Source organism: Thermomonas beijingensis, assembly GCF_020034655.1.
Lineage (GTDB): Bacteria > Pseudomonadota > Gammaproteobacteria > Xanthomonadales > Xanthomonadaceae > Thermomonas > Thermomonas beijingensis.
The window spans coordinates 650482-666942 of the sequence record NZ_JAIQDJ010000001.1; the positions used below are offsets into that span (position 1 = coordinate 650482).

The 16461-nt window shown below is 61.7% G+C and carries 18 protein-coding genes; 8 read left to right on the top strand and 10 right to left on the bottom strand.

Translation table 11 applies throughout. The annotated features are described in order from the left end of the window. Positions 1-35 precede the first annotated feature (35 nt). From K7B09_RS03020 to K7B09_RS03035, 4 genes are read left to right on the top strand one after another with little or no spacing between them, the layout of a single operon-like run. Positions 36-671: a glutathione S-transferase family protein gene (locus tag K7B09_RS03020; protein WP_223626631.1), complete on the top strand. Its 636-nt coding sequence runs from the start codon at positions 36-38 to the stop codon at positions 669-671. Continuing rightward, positions 662-2281, top strand: a complete 1620-nt coding sequence (locus K7B09_RS03025; protein WP_223626633.1) for a POT-type proton-dependent oligopeptide transporter — start codon at positions 662-664, stop codon at positions 2279-2281. The genes K7B09_RS03020 and K7B09_RS03025 overlap by 10 nt, the downstream gene beginning before the upstream one ends. 3 nt (positions 2282-2284) lie before the next feature. Next, positions 2285-2884, top strand: coding sequence for a rhomboid family intramembrane serine protease (locus K7B09_RS03030; RefSeq protein ID WP_223626635.1), 600 nt, complete (start codon positions 2285-2287; stop codon positions 2882-2884). A 22-nt stretch (positions 2885-2906) separates the two neighbouring features. Continuing rightward, positions 2907-3179 carry a GNAT family N-acetyltransferase gene (locus tag K7B09_RS03035; RefSeq protein ID WP_223626637.1) on the top strand — a complete coding sequence of 91 codons (273 nt, stop codon included), beginning with the start codon at positions 2907-2909 and terminating at the stop codon, positions 3177-3179. A gap of 21 nt (positions 3180-3200) precedes the next feature. On the opposite strand, the gene greB is transcribed toward K7B09_RS03035, so the two are convergent. From greB to K7B09_RS03050, 3 genes are read right to left on the bottom strand one after another with little or no spacing between them, the layout of a single operon-like run. Then, the gene (greB, locus tag K7B09_RS03040) at positions 3201-3707 is read right to left on the bottom strand and encodes a transcription elongation factor GreB (protein WP_223626639.1); all 507 of its coding nucleotides are present in this window, start codon (positions 3705-3707) and stop codon (positions 3201-3203) included. A 4-nt stretch (positions 3708-3711) separates the two neighbouring features. Further along, positions 3712-4146, bottom strand: coding sequence for a copper resistance protein NlpE (locus tag K7B09_RS03045; RefSeq protein WP_223626642.1), 435 nt, complete (start codon positions 4144-4146; stop codon positions 3712-3714). Between the two features lie 49 nt (positions 4147-4195). Then, complete coding sequence (locus tag K7B09_RS03050) at positions 4196-5710, bottom strand: helicase HerA-like domain-containing protein (protein ID WP_223626645.1); 1515 nt, start codon at positions 5708-5710, stop codon at positions 4196-4198. A 125-nt stretch (positions 5711-5835) separates the two neighbouring features. On the opposite strand from K7B09_RS03050, the gene K7B09_RS03055 reads away from it, so the two are divergent. From K7B09_RS03055 to K7B09_RS03065, 3 genes are all read left to right on the top strand, one after another. Then, complete coding sequence (locus K7B09_RS03055) at positions 5836-7377, top strand: transglycosylase SLT domain-containing protein (protein ID WP_288969663.1); 1542 nt, start codon at positions 5836-5838, stop codon at positions 7375-7377. A 61-nt stretch (positions 7378-7438) separates the two neighbouring features. Further along, positions 7439-7795, top strand: coding sequence for a TfoX/Sxy family protein (locus K7B09_RS03060; protein ID WP_223626649.1), 357 nt, complete (start codon positions 7439-7441; stop codon positions 7793-7795). An 88-nt stretch (positions 7796-7883) separates the two neighbouring features. After that, the gene (locus tag K7B09_RS03065; protein WP_223626651.1) at positions 7884-8087 is read left to right on the top strand and encodes a hypothetical protein; all 204 of its coding nucleotides are present in this window, start codon (positions 7884-7886) and stop codon (positions 8085-8087) included. 21 nt (positions 8088-8108) lie between these two features. On the opposite strand, the gene asd is transcribed toward K7B09_RS03065, so the two are convergent. Together asd and K7B09_RS03075 are read right to left on the bottom strand one after the other, a co-directional pair. Next, positions 8109-8951 (bottom strand): archaetidylserine decarboxylase, encoded by an 843-nt coding sequence (gene asd, locus K7B09_RS03070; RefSeq protein ID WP_223626653.1) that lies wholly within the window; start codon positions 8949-8951, stop codon positions 8109-8111. After that, the gene (locus tag K7B09_RS03075) at positions 8948-9598 is read right to left on the bottom strand and encodes an SCO family protein (RefSeq protein ID WP_223626655.1); all 651 of its coding nucleotides are present in this window, start codon (positions 9596-9598) and stop codon (positions 8948-8950) included. The genes asd and K7B09_RS03075 overlap by 4 nt, the downstream gene beginning before the upstream one ends. An 81-nt stretch (positions 9599-9679) precedes the next feature. On the opposite strand from K7B09_RS03075, the gene prmB reads away from it, so the two are divergent. Further along, positions 9680-10618 carry a 50S ribosomal protein L3 N(5)-glutamine methyltransferase gene (gene prmB, locus K7B09_RS03080; protein ID WP_223626657.1) on the top strand — a complete coding sequence of 313 codons (939 nt, stop codon included), beginning with the start codon at positions 9680-9682 and terminating at the stop codon, positions 10616-10618. Positions 10619-10655: 37 nt separating this feature from the next. Here the strand turns inward: prmB and K7B09_RS03085 are convergent, their stop codons facing one another. Genes K7B09_RS03085 through zwf form a run of 5 tightly spaced genes read right to left on the bottom strand, consistent with a single transcriptional unit; the run spans position 10656 to position 16319 of the window. Continuing rightward, a complete protein-coding gene (locus tag K7B09_RS03085; protein ID WP_223626660.1) occupies positions 10656-11303 on the bottom strand; it encodes a bifunctional 4-hydroxy-2-oxoglutarate aldolase/2-dehydro-3-deoxy-phosphogluconate aldolase in 648 nt (215 codons plus the stop codon). Between the two features lie 3 nt (positions 11304-11306). After that, the gene (glk, locus tag K7B09_RS03090) at positions 11307-12290 is read right to left on the bottom strand and encodes a glucokinase (RefSeq protein WP_223626662.1); all 984 of its coding nucleotides are present in this window, start codon (positions 12288-12290) and stop codon (positions 11307-11309) included. Beyond that, positions 12287-14137: a phosphogluconate dehydratase gene (gene edd / locus K7B09_RS03095; RefSeq protein ID WP_223626665.1), complete on the bottom strand. Its 1851-nt coding sequence runs from the start codon at positions 14135-14137 to the stop codon at positions 12287-12289. Before edd ends, glk begins: the two co-directional genes overlap by 4 nt. After that, complete coding sequence (gene pgl, locus K7B09_RS03100) at positions 14138-14839, bottom strand: 6-phosphogluconolactonase (RefSeq protein ID WP_223626667.1); 702 nt, start codon at positions 14837-14839, stop codon at positions 14138-14140. Positions 14840-14849: 10 nt separating this feature from the next. After that, a complete protein-coding gene (zwf, locus tag K7B09_RS03105; protein ID WP_223626669.1) occupies positions 14850-16319 on the bottom strand; it encodes a glucose-6-phosphate dehydrogenase in 1470 nt (489 codons plus the stop codon). Positions 16320-16461: the final 142 nt, after the last annotated feature.

Below are 16461 nucleotides of genomic sequence, written 5' to 3' on the forward strand. Positions count from 1 at the left end.
ATGGGGCATCTCCCGGATTGGATGTGGATGCTGCGATGACGACCTTGCTGTATTACGCCCCCGGTTCAGCCAGTTTTCTGGTGCATTGGCTGATGCTTGAATTCGACATGCCCTACGAGTTGCGGTTGGTCGATTTTGCAAGCCGCGCGCAGAAATCTCCCGAGTATTTGGCGCTCAATCCGAACGGCGTGGTGCCCACACTTGTCGTGGATGGCAAGCCGCAGCATGAGGCCGCAGCATTGGCGCTTTGGCTGGCCGAACGCCATCCGCAGCACGGGCTTGCGCCGCGTGTGGATAACCCATTGCGGATGGATTTCCTGCAATGGATGTTCGATCTGGCCAACGAAGTGCAGCCGCTACTGCGGCAGTGGTGGTATCCGGGTGAAGTGGCGGGTGAGGACAATCGCGATGCCGTGCATGCGCATGTCGCGCAGCGTGTGGCGGCACATTGGCAGCGTCTGGATGCCCACCTGACGGCGCACGGGCCGTACCTGTTGGGAGATGCGCCCAGCGTGCCGGATTTCTATCTGGTCATGCTGATGCGGTGGGCACGCAATACGCCAACCCCGGCCACTGACTTCCCGCAGTTGGCCGCACTGGCGGCGCGCATGAAAGCGCGGCCGTCGTTTGCCAAGTTGTATGCCGCCGAGGGGCTGACCGAATGGGCTTGAGCGAGGTGGCGCGGCTGCCGCGGCAGATTCCATACATCATCGGCAATGAAGCTTGCGAGCGCTTCAGCTTCTACGGCATGCGCAACATCTTGGTGCAGTTCCTCGTCTCCAGCGTGATCTTGGCGTATGTGCCGGAAACCGAACGGCAAGGTGTGGCCAAGGATGTGTTCCACAGCTTCGTGATTGGGGTGTATTTCTTCCCGCTGTTGGGCGGCTGGCTGGCTGACCGCTTCTTCGGCAAGTACAACACGGTGCTGTGGTTCTCACTGATTTACTGCACTGGCCATGCCTGCCTTGCATTGTTCGAGAGCGATCGCAGCGGATTCTATACCGGCTTGTTTTTGATCGCGTTGGGCAGCGGTGGGATCAAACCGCTAGTGGTGAGTTTTTGTGGTGACCAGTTCACCAGTGCCAACAAGCATTTGGCGAAACTGGTGTTCGATGGCTTCTACTGGACGATCAATTTCGGCAGCTTTTTTGCGTCCTTATTGATGCCGTTGTTGCTGCGCAACCTTGGGCCAGCCGTCGCGTTCGGTATTCCTGGCGTGCTGATGTTCATTGCCACCATCCTGTTTTGGTTAGGGCGTGGCCAGTACGTGCGGGTGCCGCCAAGCCACGGTACAGACCCGGATGCGTTTTTCCATGTGGCCCGCACTGCACTGCTGGCGCAGGTGCCGGGGAAGCGGCGATGGGGGCTGCTGGTTGCCAGTGCGGGTGCGCTGCTGGCGATGGCAATGTTGTCATGTTGGGCGCTGCAGGTTGGCTTTGGTGTCGCGCCGGCATTTTGGCCGCAGGCATTTCATTTCGTGATTACGGCGTGCCTGGCGCTGGGTACGCTGATCGCATTTGGCGGCATCGGGGTGTCAATGCAACTGGAGCGTGCGCGCGGTTTGCACCCGGATGCAGCGGTGGATGGCGTGCGTGCGGTGTTGCGCATCTTGATCGTGTTTGCGCTGACCACGCCGTTTTGGTCGTTGTTCGACCAGAAAGCCAGCACTTGGGTGATTCAAGGCAAGGCGATGAGCATCCCGCACGCGCTGTGGTGGTGGCCCAGTTGGCTGGTGCAGGAGGCAGGCCAGATGCAGGCTCTGAATCCGCTGCTGATCATGCTGTTGATCCCGTTCAACAACATCGTGTTGTACCCGGTACTGCGTCGTTTGGGCTATCAGCCAACGCCGTTGCGGCGGATGGGCTGGGGCATCATGTTTGCCGGCATCGCATGGGTGATCGCCGGGTTGTTGCAACTGCAGATTGACAATGGCGTGCCCACGTCCTTGGCATGGCAGACTTGGCCGTATCTGTTGTTGACGTTTGGGGAAGTGCTGGTGTCGGCCACGGCACTGGAATTTGCTTACAGCCAGGCCACCGCCGGGATGAAAGGCGTGATCATGGCATTTTGGTACCTGACCAGCACCTTCGGTAGCCTGTGGGTACTGCTGACCAACGTGGCGGTGCGCAATGAAACGGTAACCGCACGGATCGCCAGCAGCGGTTATAGCGAAAACGCATTTCTGATGTTTTTCTTCGCCCTGTTTGCATTTGTCGCGGCCTTGGCATTTGCGGCCTACGCCCGCACGTATCCCATGCAAGATAACTACCGGATGGCTTGAGCCGTGTTCACTTACATCATCATCGCCATCACCGTATTGGTCAGTTGGCGCAGCTTCAGTGATCAGCACTTGCTGGCGCGCTTGATCCTGTGGCCGCCGGCGGTACAGCGCAACCGCCAATACGATCGCCTGCTGACCTACGGTTTCGTGCATGCGGACTGGACACACCTGCTATTCAACATGATTACGTTCTGGTCGTTTGGCAGTGCGGTAGAGCGGGTGTTTTCGGCATGGATCACGCCGCTGGGGTTTGTGTTGTTTTATCTGTCGGCCATCGTGGTGTCGATCCTGCCCACCTTCATCAAACACCAGCGCGACCCCAACTACCGAAGCCTGGGCGCATCGGGTGGGGTGTCGGCGGTGCTGTTTGCGGCAATTTTGTTCGACCCGTGGACCAAACTCATTATTTTCCCGATCCCGGTGCCGATCCCGGCGTTTTTGTTTGCCGTGTTGTATGTGGGCTACAGCATCTGGATGGATCGCCGTGGCGGCGGCAACGTCAATCACAGCGCGCATTTGTGGGGTGCGGCCTACGGTGTGTTGTTCACGGTGCTGCTGCAGCCGGCCATCCTGGGGCATTTCAGCCGCAGCTTGTTGGGATGATGCAAATTTTCAGGAGTCTGTCATGACGGCTGTCACGCACGACAACGCGGCGCATCGTTTTATCACCCAAACCGATGGCCATCATGCCTATGTGGAATACGCAATGGGCGATGGCCGTATCGTCATCACCCACACCATCGTGCCTAGCGAGATTGGTGGGCGCGGAATTGCAGCGGCCCTGGTGAAAGCGGCGTTGGAATACGCCCGTGACCACGGCTTGCAGGTGGAGCCGCAGTGTTCCTATGCCGATGTATGGATGCGCCGGCATCCGGAGTTTGATGGCTTGCGTGTCTGAAGACTGCGGACCTGATGCCGATCACGCCTCCTGATAGCTAACCGCGATGATGGCGAAGCGCATCGTGCCGCCGGGGAGCTGCACTTCGATTTCATCATCCATGCGCTTTTTCAGCAGCACGCGTGCCAAGGGGGCGTCGATACTGATCCAGCCGCGCTTGGCATCGGTTTCATCCGGGCCCACGATGCGATAGTGCACGGTGTCACCCGAGGCGATGTTCTCCAGTTCCACCTGCGCACCAAAAAACACAGCCTCGCGGTCGGAAGGTGCCGTGTCCACGATCTTCAAGTCAGGCAGTCGTTTGCTGAGGTAGCGCACACGGCGGTCGATTTCACCCAGCTGTTTCTTGCGATAGGTGTATTCGGCATTTTCAGAGCGATCGCCTTCCGCCGCCGCCGCCGCCAAGGCTTTCACCACCTCGGGGCGTTTGATGCGCCAGAGTTCATCCAGCTCCGCTTTCAGCCGGTCATGGCCTGCGCGGGTGATCAGTGCCGTACTTTTTTCGGCAGGCGGACGCCAGCGGCCCATGCGCTTACTTGCGGGTGAGGGTGTGGTTCAGTTGGCCCTCGATCGCTTTGCCTTCGCGGTCGAGCATGGTGAGCTGCGTGGGCGACACGATGGCGTAATACCCGTCGTACTCGTCCTTGTTGCTTGGCCGCAGGTGCAAGGTCTTGCCGCTGCTTTCCAGTGAATACTCACCTTCGGAAACAAAACTGCTGTGATCTTTATCCTGATAGGCATCGGTCAAGTGGTATTTGCCATCGGCCGTCAGCACCAAGGTACTGTCGATACCAGCACAATCGGCGCAGGGCAGAGTGCCGGAAAATGTGCCCGTGATCGTTGCCGGTGCTTGCGCAGCGGGAGCAGTGGCGGTGCTGACGGGCGCTGCCGGTGCCGGTGTCTGTGGCTTGCAGGCGGTCAGGGTGATGGCTGTGAGCATTGCACTCACGATGGCGAAGGATTTCATTGAGAAGTTCTGTCGATGAGGGGTGAATTGGGAGTGCGCGGCAGCGAGGTCAGCGCTTGCCGCCAAAAATGCCGCCCAGCAGCCCGCGCATGATCTGCCGGCCTACTTGGCTGCCCACGGTGCGGGCGGTTTGCTTGGCCATGGATTCGATCATGCCCTGCCGGCGGTTGGTGCCAAACAGCGCATCTTTCACTGCATCGCCAAAGCCGTGGCTGGCACTCGCTTGGTCCTGTTCGCGGGTCTGCGCTTGCGGGGCTTGTGCTTGTTCGGCCTTGGCCTGGGCTTTCCTGGCCAGCAATTCCGAGGCGGATTCGCGGTCGATCAAGGTGTCGTACTTGCCACCCACCGGGCTGCCTGCGCGCACTTGCGCACGTTCGGCATCGGTAATTGCACCCATCCGGCAGCGCGGGGGGGCGATCAAGGTTTTCTCGACCGGCATTGGCACACCCTTGTCCATCAACATCGAAGTGAGGGCCTCGCCCACACCCAGTTGGCCAATGGTGTTGGCAACATCCAGATCGGGGTTGCTGACAAAGGTTTCAGCGGCGGTTTTCACGGCCTTCTGATCACGCGGGGTAAACGCACGCAAGGCGTGTTGAACGCGGTTGCCCAGCTGACCCAGGACATTGGCGGGGATGTCATCCGGAAATTGCGAGCAGAAATACACGCCCACGCCTTTGGAGCGAATCAACCGGACCACTTGTTCGATGCGCTGCTGCAGTGCGGGTGGGGCATCGTTGAACAGCAAATGCGCCTCATCGAACACAAACACCAGCTTGGGCTTATCCAGGTCACCCACTTCCGGCAGGGTTTCAAACAGTTCCGACAGCAGCCACAGCAGGAAGCTGGAATACAGCTTGGGCTTCAGGATCAATTGATCGGCAGCCAGAATATTGACCACGCCGCGACCGTCGTAATTGACCCGCATGATGTCGGCCAGTTCCAGTGCAGGCTCGCCAAAGAACATTTGCGCGCCTTCTTGTTCCAGGCGCAGCAGCGCACGTTGAATGGCGCCGATGGATTGCGTGCTGACCAGGCCATACGAGGTGCTGATGTCCTGGCGTTCTTCGGCAATCAAATTCAGCAGGGCGCGGAAATCGGCCAGATCCAGCAGCAGCAAGCCACGGTCATCGGCCAGTTTGAACAAGATATCCAGCACCCCGCTTTGGGTGTCATTGAGTTCCAGGATGCGGCCCAGCAACGTGGGGCCCATTTCGCTCACGGTGGTGCGCACCGGGTGCCCGGCCTTGCCCCACAAGTCCCAGAACACCACGGGTGCGGCTTCGTTCTTGTAGTCGGTGATGCCGAGTTGTGCAATGCGCGATTGCAATTTTTCGCTGCTGCTTCCGGGCATCGCCAAGCCTGCGACGTCGCCCTTCACATCGGCCAGAAACACCGGCACGCCCAAGCGCGAAAAGCCTTCCGCCAACGTCATCAAGGTGACAGTCTTGCCGGTACCGGTGGCGCCGGCCACAAGGCCATGGCGGTTGCCGTACTGCGGCAACAACACGACATTGCCGCTGTTTGGGGTGGTGACAGCCTTGCCAACGAAGATAGGGTTCATGGTGATCCGCAGGGTGGGGGCAAGCTTGGATTCTATAGCGATGCTGAGCGAACGATGACTGCGAAGGTTGCGGCACCTATCTGCGGCGGCTAACCTGCTGCCCCGTGTTGCATGTTGCTGGTCTGATGAATCCTCGCTTGAAGCACCTCGTTGTTGCGCTGTCGTTGTCACTGTTGGCGGCAGTGTTCACCCCGGCACACTCGGCCGATACCAAAAAAGCGGATGCGGCCGCTGTGGTGCAATTGCAGCAGCGCATGGATGCGGCAGAAAAGCATTATCGCGATGCCATGTTGGCCGAGGACGAGGACGCCGCGGCCACCGCAACCACCAGTGCGCTGGCGGAAATGAAAGCGGTAGTGGATGCGTGCACCAAGCAGCGCGGCTGCGCCGTGGACACCATGCTGACCACCTACGAGCGCCTGCTCAAAGCGACCCCGCAGTTTGACGATGGCATGCCCGCTGCCGATGAAGACCCGTTGGATGAGCGCGATTTCACTGCTGCCAACGTGCCCGATACCGCCAATGCCGCGTCCTTGCTCAGCGAGGATGGCCAGCGCTTCGTCAAGATGGTGCAGTTCAACCCCGCGGTACAGGCAGGTATTCGACGCTGGTTGACCGACATGCGGCCATCATTGATGGACAGCTACGAAAACTATCGCTACATGCAGGCGCAGATGGCCCCGGCGTTCAAGCAACATGGCCTGCCGGAGGCGCTGTTGTTCGGGATCATGGCCAAGGAATCCAATGGCAAGGTGCATGTGGGCTCGCGCGCGGGCGCGGTGGGGCCGCTGCAGTTCATGCCGGCTACCGGGCGGCGCTTTGGGCTGGGCAATGATGGCAGTGGGTTCGATACCCGCTACGACCCCAAAGCCTCCGCCGACGCGGCGGCGCAGTATCTCAGCGAACGCATGGCCCAGCTCAATAACAGCATCGAACTCTCACTGGCTGGCTACAACGGTGGCGAAGGCCGCGCCCTGCGGGTGTTTCGTGATACCGGCGGGCGCAGCTTCTGGGATCCCGATGTGTACAACCAGTTCCCGGCTGAAACCAAGGACTACGTGCCGATGGTGATTGCCGCAGCATGGTTGTTCTTGCATCCGAAGGAATACGGCATCCGCTGGCCCAGCGTCAGTAGCCGCCCGTCCACGATTACCTTGGCGCAGCCGGCATCGCTGTATGAGTTGACGATTTGCCTGGGCAATTGGGGCTCGCGCGATGGCTACCTGCGTGCACTGCGCAATCTCAACCCGCGCTGGGCCGCAGACGACATGCTACCGGCCGGAACAAGCTTGAACGCGACGTTCCGCATCAGCTGGCTGTACCGTTTCAACTGCGCACACGGCCAGCGCATGGCCTTGGCCAAGCAGCTGATGGCCAGCAATGTGCAATCTGCATTAGTGCGGGTGGGCGAGCCCACACCTGCGGGTAGCCCGCAAGTGGCAGTGGCCACGCCTGCACCTTCCGCAGCGGCGGCGGTGCCGGAACGCAAACCCGCCAAGCCCGTCAAAGCCAGGCACTACAAGGTCAAGCGCGGCGACACCATGAGTGAAATTGTGCGCAAGTTTGATTGCGATCTGGGTGATTTGGCGCAGGCCAACAAATTGAGGAAACCCAGGTACGCGCTGAAGCCGGGGCAGAGTTTGAAGCTGGAGGGCTGCAAGGGCTGAGCCTGCTGGGTCCGGTGATGGGGTTGATTGAGGAAACTTGAAACTGGGATGCTATGACGCCATGGCCACCGACACCGATTTCATCGCCTATCTCACGGAACAGGCCGGCTTAGGCGCCCGCCTGACCCACCGCCGCATGTTCGGGGAATACGCTCTGTACGTGGACGAGAAAGTGGTGGCCTTTGCCTGCGACAACAGCCTTTTCATCAAGCCTTCCGATGCCGTCACGCACTTGGCCGCCAGCCTGCCAACAGCGCCGCCATACCCCGGTGCCAAAGACTACCCGGTGGCCGACGAACTGCTGGACGATGGTGACCGCTTGCGTGAATTGCTGCTGGAAACAGCCGCGTTGATGCCTGAGCCAAAGATGAAGCAAGCAAAGGATGCCAAACCCGCCAAGCCGGGCAAGCGCAGGTGATGGCGATGTCAGCTCAGACCCGCGGTCTCATCAATATGGTGATGGCGTGTGCGCACTCCTTGGGCGTGATGGCGTAGATGGAGGCAACATGAGCACGTCAATCCTGTTGGCAGGTGTGCTGTTTGGCGCGGTTGGCGTTGGTTACGTGCTGTACGGGCGCAAACAGCGGGCACCGCTGCCGCTGGTGAGCGGCGTGGCGCTGATGGTCATTCCTTATTTTCTGAGCAATGCGGTGCTGCTGTTTGTGCTGGGTATTGCGTTGGCGGTGCTGCCTTGGGTGGTGCGTCTCTAAGCGGTGCCGTATCAGGCAGCCTTAGCCACGCAGCCCCAACCGCTGCCCCAATTGCACCGGGCTTTCTGCACCCAGCAAGGGTTCCAGAGCGGCCACGCCCTTGGGCAGCAGCACGATGACGGTGCTGCCGTAGTTGAAGCGGGCCATTTCCGCGAAGCGCTCCAGCGTGATGCCTTTGCCACGATAGTCCTTGCGGGTGATGGCGTCGCCGTAGGCGGGGATTTCCACGCCGCTCCACACGGTTTCCACGCCGGAGACCAGCAGCGCGCCCACCATCACCTGCACCATGGGGCCGAAGTCGGTGTCGAAGTGGCAGACCAGGCGCTCGTTGCGGGCGAACAGGCGCGGCACGCCGGCCACGGCGGCGGTACCCACCGAGAACAGCCGTCCCGGCACGTGCACGGTTTCGCGCAGGGTGCCGGTCCACGGCATGTGCACGCGGTGGTAGTCGCGCGGCGACAGGTACACGGTGGCGAAGCTGCCGTCGCGGAACGGCGCGGCATCCGCCTCGCTGCCCAGCAGTTCGGCGGCGGTGAAGCCCTGGCCCTTGGCCTGGAAGATGCGGCCGTCCACGATCGGCCCGCACTGGCTGATGTGGCCGTCGGCCGGCATCAGCAGGGCGCGCGGGTCGGCGTCGGGCGTGCGCGCACCGGGCTTCAGCGCGCGGGTGAAGAAGGCGTTGAAGCTGGGGTACGCGGTGGGGTCGGGCTCCGCGGCTTCGCTCAGGTCCACACCGAACTTGCGGGTGACCGTGTCGATGAGCCATTGCTTGATCGAATGATTCGTCGAATACGCCAATTTGCGTGCCAGTGACGACAGCAGGCGATGTGGCAGGACGTAGGTCAGGGCGGTCAGTGGAGTCATTTTACGGTCTTGGTCAGCGTGGCAAGGTCGGCAGCAATGCCCTTCACATCCAGCGGCGGTTGCACCACGCCAGCCATCCGCACCTGCGGATCCAGCAGTACCAAGGCGGCGCTATGGTCGATGCTGTAATCGTCGGCGGCACCGCTGGCACCGGGTACTTTCATGAACACCAATGACAGCGAGCGAGCAAACGCTTGCAACTGCGGCAGCGGCGCGGTGGCGGCGAGGGTGTCCGGGTGGAAGGCGTGGGCGTATTGCGCTACCAGCTGCGGAGTGTCGCGTTCGGGGTCGGCGGAGACAAACAGCAGGCGCGGACGCGTGGTTGCGGGCAGAGTGGCCCATTGCTTCTGCGCGCCGGCCAATTGCGCCAACGTGGTGGGGCACACGTCCGGGCAATGGGTGAAGCCAAGGAATACCAGCGTCCAGTGGCCTTGCAGTTGGGTGGCTGCGAGCGGCTTGCCGTCGGCCTGTTGCAGCGTAAACGCCGGCACTTCGCGGGGAGTCGGGAATAGCGTAATGGCCTGCGTTGCGGGCAATGCAGGCATTGGTTGTGCTGGGGTGGCCGGGAAATACCGTTGTGCGGCCCACACGCCAACGGCAGCCGCCAGTGCGGCCAGACTCAATAGCAGGGCAGGGCGTTTGGCCATGGGGATTTCGGAAACGGTCGGGCCCCCATGATACCTGCGCACCCCCGCTATAATTAACGGTCTTGTCCGCGCGTGGCCGCCATGTCCCTTGAATTGCAAACCATCATCGACCTGATCCGCTATGGCGCCAGCCGCTTCAACGCGGCCGGGTTGACCTTCGGTCACAGCTACGACAACGCACTGGATGAAGCCACTCAGCTCACCTTGCACGCGTTGCACCTGCCGCACGATCTGCCACCGGCGTATGGCAATGCACGGGTAACGGAAGCCGAGAAAGAGGATGTGCTGGGGCTGTTCCTGCGCCGCATTGAAGAGCGCATTCCCGCCTGCTACCTGACCGGTGAGGCTTGGTTTGCTGGCCTCAGCTTCAAATCTGACCCGCGCGCGCTGGTGCCGCGTTCGCCGATTGCCGAACTGATCGAAGCTGGTTTTCAGCCGTGGCTGGGCGACCGCGAAGTGCGCCGCGCACTGGATCTGTGCACCGGCTCTGGCTGTATTGCCATCGCGATGGCGCACTACAACCCGGACTGGCATGTGGACGGCGTGGACATCAGCGACGATGCGCTGGCGCTGTCACGCGAAAACGAGCAGCGCCTGCAGGTTGAAAATGTGCGCTTTGTGAAGTCTGATTTGTTTGCCGGGCTGGGTGGGCAACGCTACGACTTGATCGTCACCAATCCACCGTATGTCACCAATGACGAAACCGACGCCCTGCCGCGCGAATACGCACACGAGCCCGAACTGGGCCTGCGCGCCGGCGACGACGGCCTAGACCTTGCCTTGAAGATTCTGCGCGACGCCCCACTGCACCTGACCGAAGACGGGCTGCTGATCTGCGAAGTGGGTGAATCCGAGCGTGCGTTGGTCAAGCTGCTGCCCGAATTGCCGCTGGCGTGGGTGGAATTCAAGGTTGGCCAGATGGGTATTTTTGTCGCCGAATGCGCTGACTTGATCGCACACAACGCAGCCATCACCCGCTTGGCCAATGCGCGTGAGCATGCGGGGACACGCACCGCCTGAGGCAGATTGCCCGCGGCCGTGCACACCGCCTGCGGCGTTATCGCGCCAGTTGCGATGCCGCCTGCGCCAACTGCCCAATCCGCGCCCAATCGCGCGCTTGGATGGCATCGTTTGGCAGCATCCATGAGCCGCCCACGCAGGCCACATTGGGCAGCGCCAAATACGACGGTGCCTTGTGCATATCAATCCCGCCGGTGGGGCAAAAGCGCGCCATCGGCAGTGGGCCGGCAAACCCCTTGAGTGCGGCCACGCCGCCGCTGGCTTCGGCGGGGAAGAATTTGAAACGCTGCCAGCCGTGTTCCAGTCCGCGCATCAATTCACCGGCGGTGGCAATCCCGGGAATCAGTGGCGTGGCGCAGTCTTTGGCAGCGTTGTAAAGCGTATCGGTGACCCCGGGGGAGATGGCAAACGCAGCCCCGGCCTTGCTGACGGCATCCAGATCACGCGCATTCAATACGGTGCCAGCCCCGACGCAGGCCTGTGGCAATTCGCGCACCAGCAGGGCAATCGCGTCCAGTGCGCAGGCGGTGCGCAGGGTCACTTCCAGCACCGGCAGGCCGTTATCGGCCAACGCCCGACACAGCGGCAGGGCATCGCCCAAGTGTTCAATCGTAATCACCGGTACCACCGGTGCGCGGGCAAACACGGTATCGACCAATTGGTTGTGACGGATGGTATCGAACATGCTTCAGGACTCCGTGGCGCGTAGCGCACAAGCAGCACCCAACAGGCCGGGGTGGGGATGGGTGATGACGTGGATGGGCACCGATTCCAACAGGGCGGCCATGCGGCCCTTGGCAAGGAAGCGTTCGCGGAAGGCGCTACTGCGCAGGAAGGGAATGAAGCGCGGCATGATGCCGCCGGCAATCACCACGCTGCGTGCGCCGTGGATCAAGGCGCAGTCGCCGGCAACACTGCCCAATACCGCACAGAATCGCGCCAATGCTTGTCGTGCGGGGATGTCGTGGCCTTCCAGCGCGGTTTGCACCACGTCGGCGGGGTCACGCAGTGGTGGCATTTCCAGGCTGGTTTCAGCGCCTGCACTGCGCAGCACGGCATCAATTTCAGACAAGCCTTTGCCGCATAACAGGCGCTCGGTGGAGGTGCGTCCGTGCTGTGCGGTGAGCCATGCCGAAATGGCACGCTCTTCATCACCAATCGGGGCAAACCCGACATGCCCGCCTTCGGTTTCCACCACCTGCCAGCCGCATTGCGGTGAGCCCACCAGCAGCGCCACGCCCAGCCCGGTGCCGGGACCCAGCACGCTGATGGGCCCCTGCAATGGGGTTTCGAAGGTGCCGTGCAGGGTCACCAGGTCATCGGCTTGCAGGGCGGGGATGGCCCACGCCACCGCGCCGAAGTCGTTGAGCATGCGCAATTCGGAAAGCCCCAGCGTGGCTTGCAACTCGCGCTGTGAGAACGACCATGCACGATTGGTCAGGCGGATCTCATCGCTGCCCACCGGGCAGGCCACTGCCAGTGCGGCGCGGCGCGGCTGCGCGGATACGCCCGCTAGGTAATGTTCGATGGCGTGTTGCAGGCTGGCGAAATCGGCATTGGCCAATGACTTGGATTCGCGCAGTTCAATGCCGGGTGCGGACAAGTCCACCAAGGCAAAGCGTGCATTGGTGCCGCCAATATCGCCCACCAGTGCCAGTGCGGACGTACTCATTCAACTGCACCCAACAGCGCGCTGGCGCCATGTTCAGCCGAACCGGCATGGCCGCGCATCAGGCCGAATAATTCACGGCCCATGCCATGTTGGTTGCCGCTTGAATCCAACGGCGCGGCGCTGCGTGCGGCCCATTCGACGGCATCCACCAACGCATCCATCGTGCCGGCTTCGGCATCAATGCGCACAAGATCGCCTTCGCGCAACTTGGCTAATGCACCGCCGGCCACCGCTTCCGGCGTCACATGGATGGCTGCCAATACCTTGCCCGATGCGCCGGACATGCGGCCATCAGTGAGCAGGGCCACGCGCTGGCCACGGTCTTGCAATGCGGCCAGTGTGGGCGTGAGTTTGTGCAGCTCGGGCATGCCATTGGCACGCGGCCCTTGACCGCGCACGACAGCAATGAAGTCGCCGTGAAAGTGCTCGCTCTTGTCCAATTGCCCGGCTTTGAATGCGGCAATCAGCGCATCCTGTGAGTCAAAGATACGCACCGGCGCTTCGTGCTTGCGATATGGCAGCGCCACCGCAGAAACTTTCACTATTGCGCGCCCCAAATTGCCTTGCAGGCAACGCAAGCCGCCTTCGCTATCAAACGGGTTGGCCATTCCACGCACGATCTCGCTGTCTTGCGATTGCGCGGGGGCATCGCGCCAGCACAGTTGCAGATCATCCAAATAAGGTTGCTGCGTTTGCTGGCGCAAGTTGCCGCCGTGCACGCAGAGCACATCTGCGTGCAGCAGGCCGGCATCCAGCAGTTCGCGGATCACAAAGCCAATGCCACCAGCGGCTTCGAAGTGGTTCACATCAGCTGACCCATTGGGGTACACGCGTGCCAGCAGCGGTGTGGCTTTCGACAGCTCGTCCAGGTCACCCCAATCCATCACGATGCCGGCCGCACGCGCCACGGCGACCAGGTGCAGCGCGTGGTTGGTGGAGCCGCCGGTTGCCGCCAAGCCCACCATCGCGTTGACGATGGCTTTTTCACTCACGACGTGCGCCAACGGACGATACGCATCCCCCAGCGCGGTGCTGCGTAGGGCTTGTTCGGCCGCAGCCACGGTCAGCGCGCTGCGCAGCGGCGTATTCGGCGGGACGAAAGCGGTGCCGGGCAGATGCAGACCCATTACTTCCATCAACATTTGATTGGAATTGGCGGTGCCGTAAAAGGTGCAGGTACCGGGTGCGTGGTACGACGCCGCTTCGGCGTCCATCAATTCGTCTTGCGATGCCTGCCCCAGCGCATAGCGTTGGCGCACCTCGGCTTTTTGCTTGTTGGGGATGCCCGATGGCATCGGCCCTGCGGGTACGAAGATCACTGGAAGATGGCCGAAACTGAGCGCGCCGATCAACAGCCCCGGCACGATCTTGTCGCACACGCCCAGCATCAAGGCGGCATCAAACGTGTCATGCGACAGTGCGACCGCGGTGGCCATTGCAATCACATCCCGCGAGAACAGCGACAACTCCATTCCGGCGCGGCCCTGGGTGACACCGTCGCACATCGCCGGCACGCCGCCGGCCACCTGCGCGCTGCCGCCCATGTTGCGCGCCGCCATGCGGATCAACGCGGGGTAGTGCTCCATCGGCTGATGCGCGCTCAGCATGTCGTTGTAGGCCGTCACGATGCCCAAATTGCCGCCCTGGCCGTAGCGCAGCGCCGGCTTGTCATCGCCACTGGCGGCAAATCCATGCGCTTGATTGCCGCAGGACAGTTTGTAGCGATACGGGCCGGCCTGGCGTGCCGCATCCATGCGTGCCAGATAGTCGTTGCGCAATACCCGGCTGCGTTCGGTGATGCGGGCGGTGACACGTTCAACGACAGGATGCAGCGCAACGGTCGGCATTCAAGGGCTCCAGTGGATGTGGATGGGGGTGGCGGCATTGCCGTGCAGCAGCGCCGCGATGGGATAGGGGCTGTGCGATTGTTGTTGCGCTTCACGCAACACGCGGCGCTTGTCTGCGCCGGTGACAACTAAATGGATGGCAGCAGCGCGCAGCAGGCGCGGCAAGGTCAGGCTGATGCGCGCAAACGGCGCTTCGGGGGGCAGTGGATTCGGGGTGGTGGCGATGGCGTCCATGCCGCTGTCCAGTGCCAAGCCATCGGTCACATTCGCTGCGCCCGGGAACAACGAGGCGAAGTGGCCATCACCGCCCATCCCCAACAAGACCGCATCGAAGTCTTGCGGATGTGCAGCCAGCCATGTGCGTGCCAGTCCGAGTGAGGCATCCACATCGCCATCGGTGGTGGTGAGTGGCTGCACTTGGAGTGACGCATCGGTGGCGAACGCCTCGCGCAGATTGCGCAGATTGCAGGCTGCGTGCGTGTGTGGCACGCAGCGTTCATCGCCGGGAATGGCGGTGAGTGTGCCGCGCAGCCTGGCATGCGCCAGATGCGCATAGATCGGTAGCGGTGTGCGACCGCCGGCCAAGCACAGCAACGCAGACCCGTGCGCAGCGATTGCGCTGCGGCAGGTGGCTTCAAACACGGCTGACACACCGGCCACCAGGGCCTGCGGATCAGGGTACTCATGCTCAATCCACGCCATCGTGCTGCCCTTATTCGCGCCAGCCGTGACCAAGCCGGTCCACCAGTGACACCGTGGCACTGGGCCCCCATGTGCCGGCCGGGTAGGGCTTGGGTACCATGCCGGCCTCGCGCCAACCGCTGGCAATGGCATCCACCCACTGCCACGCGGCTTCGGTTTCGTCGCGTCGCACAAACAAGGTGCCGTTGCCTTCGATGGCATCCAGATACAGGCGTTCGTAAGCGATGCGCTTGCGGGCGTTGGAGAATTCTTCGTGCATATCCAGATCCAGTGCGACTTGCGACAGGCGCAAGCCATTGCGATCCAGTCCCGGGGTCTTGCTCATCAAATCCAGCTCAATACGCTCTTCCGGTTGCAGCTTGATCAGCAAGCCATTGGGCTGCATATCGGCACCAGCCGGGCCGCCAAAAATCGAATACGGCACCTTGCGAAACTGGATGTAGATTTCGGTGCTGCGCGAGGGCAGGCGCTTGCCGGTGCGCAGATAAAACGGCACGCCCGACCAGCGCCAATTGTCCACGTGCGCACGCAGGGCAACGAAGGTTTCTGTGCGGCTGGCGCGGCCCAATTCTTCGGCATAGCCGGGCACCACTTTGCCTTCACTGGCGCCGCCGGTGTACTGGCCGATCACCGATTCGGTGGCCACGTTGCGGCCATCAATCGTGCGCAATGAGCGCAGCACCTTGATCTTTTCGTTGCGCACCGCCGTGGGGTCAAAGCGTGCAGGGGGCTCCATCGCCACCAGGCAGAGTAGTTGCAGCAGATGGTTTTGCAGCATGTCGCGCACGGCGCCCGATTCGTCGTAGTAGTCGCCGCGGCCTTCCACGCCCACGGTTTCACCCACCGTGATCTGCACTTGTTCGATATGCCGCGCGCTCCACAGCGGTTCGAACAGGGAATTGCCGAAGCGCAGCGCAATGAGGTTCTGCACGCCTTCCTTGCCAAGGTAATGGTCGGTGCGAAAGATGCGCTCCTCATCAAACGCCTTGGCCACGGCATCGTTGATGGCGATGGCGCTGGCCAAATCCTTGCCGATCGGTTTTTCCAGCATCACCCGGGTGCCTGCGCCCGCGGCTCCGTGCGCGGCCAGTGCCTGGCAGGCCGGACCATAGAACTTCGGCGCGGTGCTCATGTGATAGAGCACATCGCCGTTGCGCAGGGTGTTTACTCGGGTTGCCAACGCCGCCATCGAGGCATCGTCATCGGCACTGGCCGCGCAGTAATCCAGACGCTCCAGCAGGCCGCGCAGGGCAGCCTCATTGTGTTCAGTCGCGGGGATGCGATCCCGGATGCTGTCGGCCACTAATTGGGTAAAGCCTTCACGATCCAGATCACTGCGCGCGGTGCCCAAAATGCGCATGTCATCGGGCAGCAAGCGTTCGGCTTGCAAGCTATACAGCGAAGGCAGCAACATGCGGCGGGAGAGATCGCCGGTGGCACCAAAAATGGTCAACAGTGAGGCGGGCGTGGCTTGCGTCACGGAAGCGTTCCGGAAAATGTGAAGTGCTTCGAGCTTAATACGGTTTCAGGCCGAATGTTGCAGTGCACACGTATTCAATGGTTTCCATTTGATATCCGTTTTTGTTTTACCCGGACAAACCGTAAACACTTCGTTATTTGGA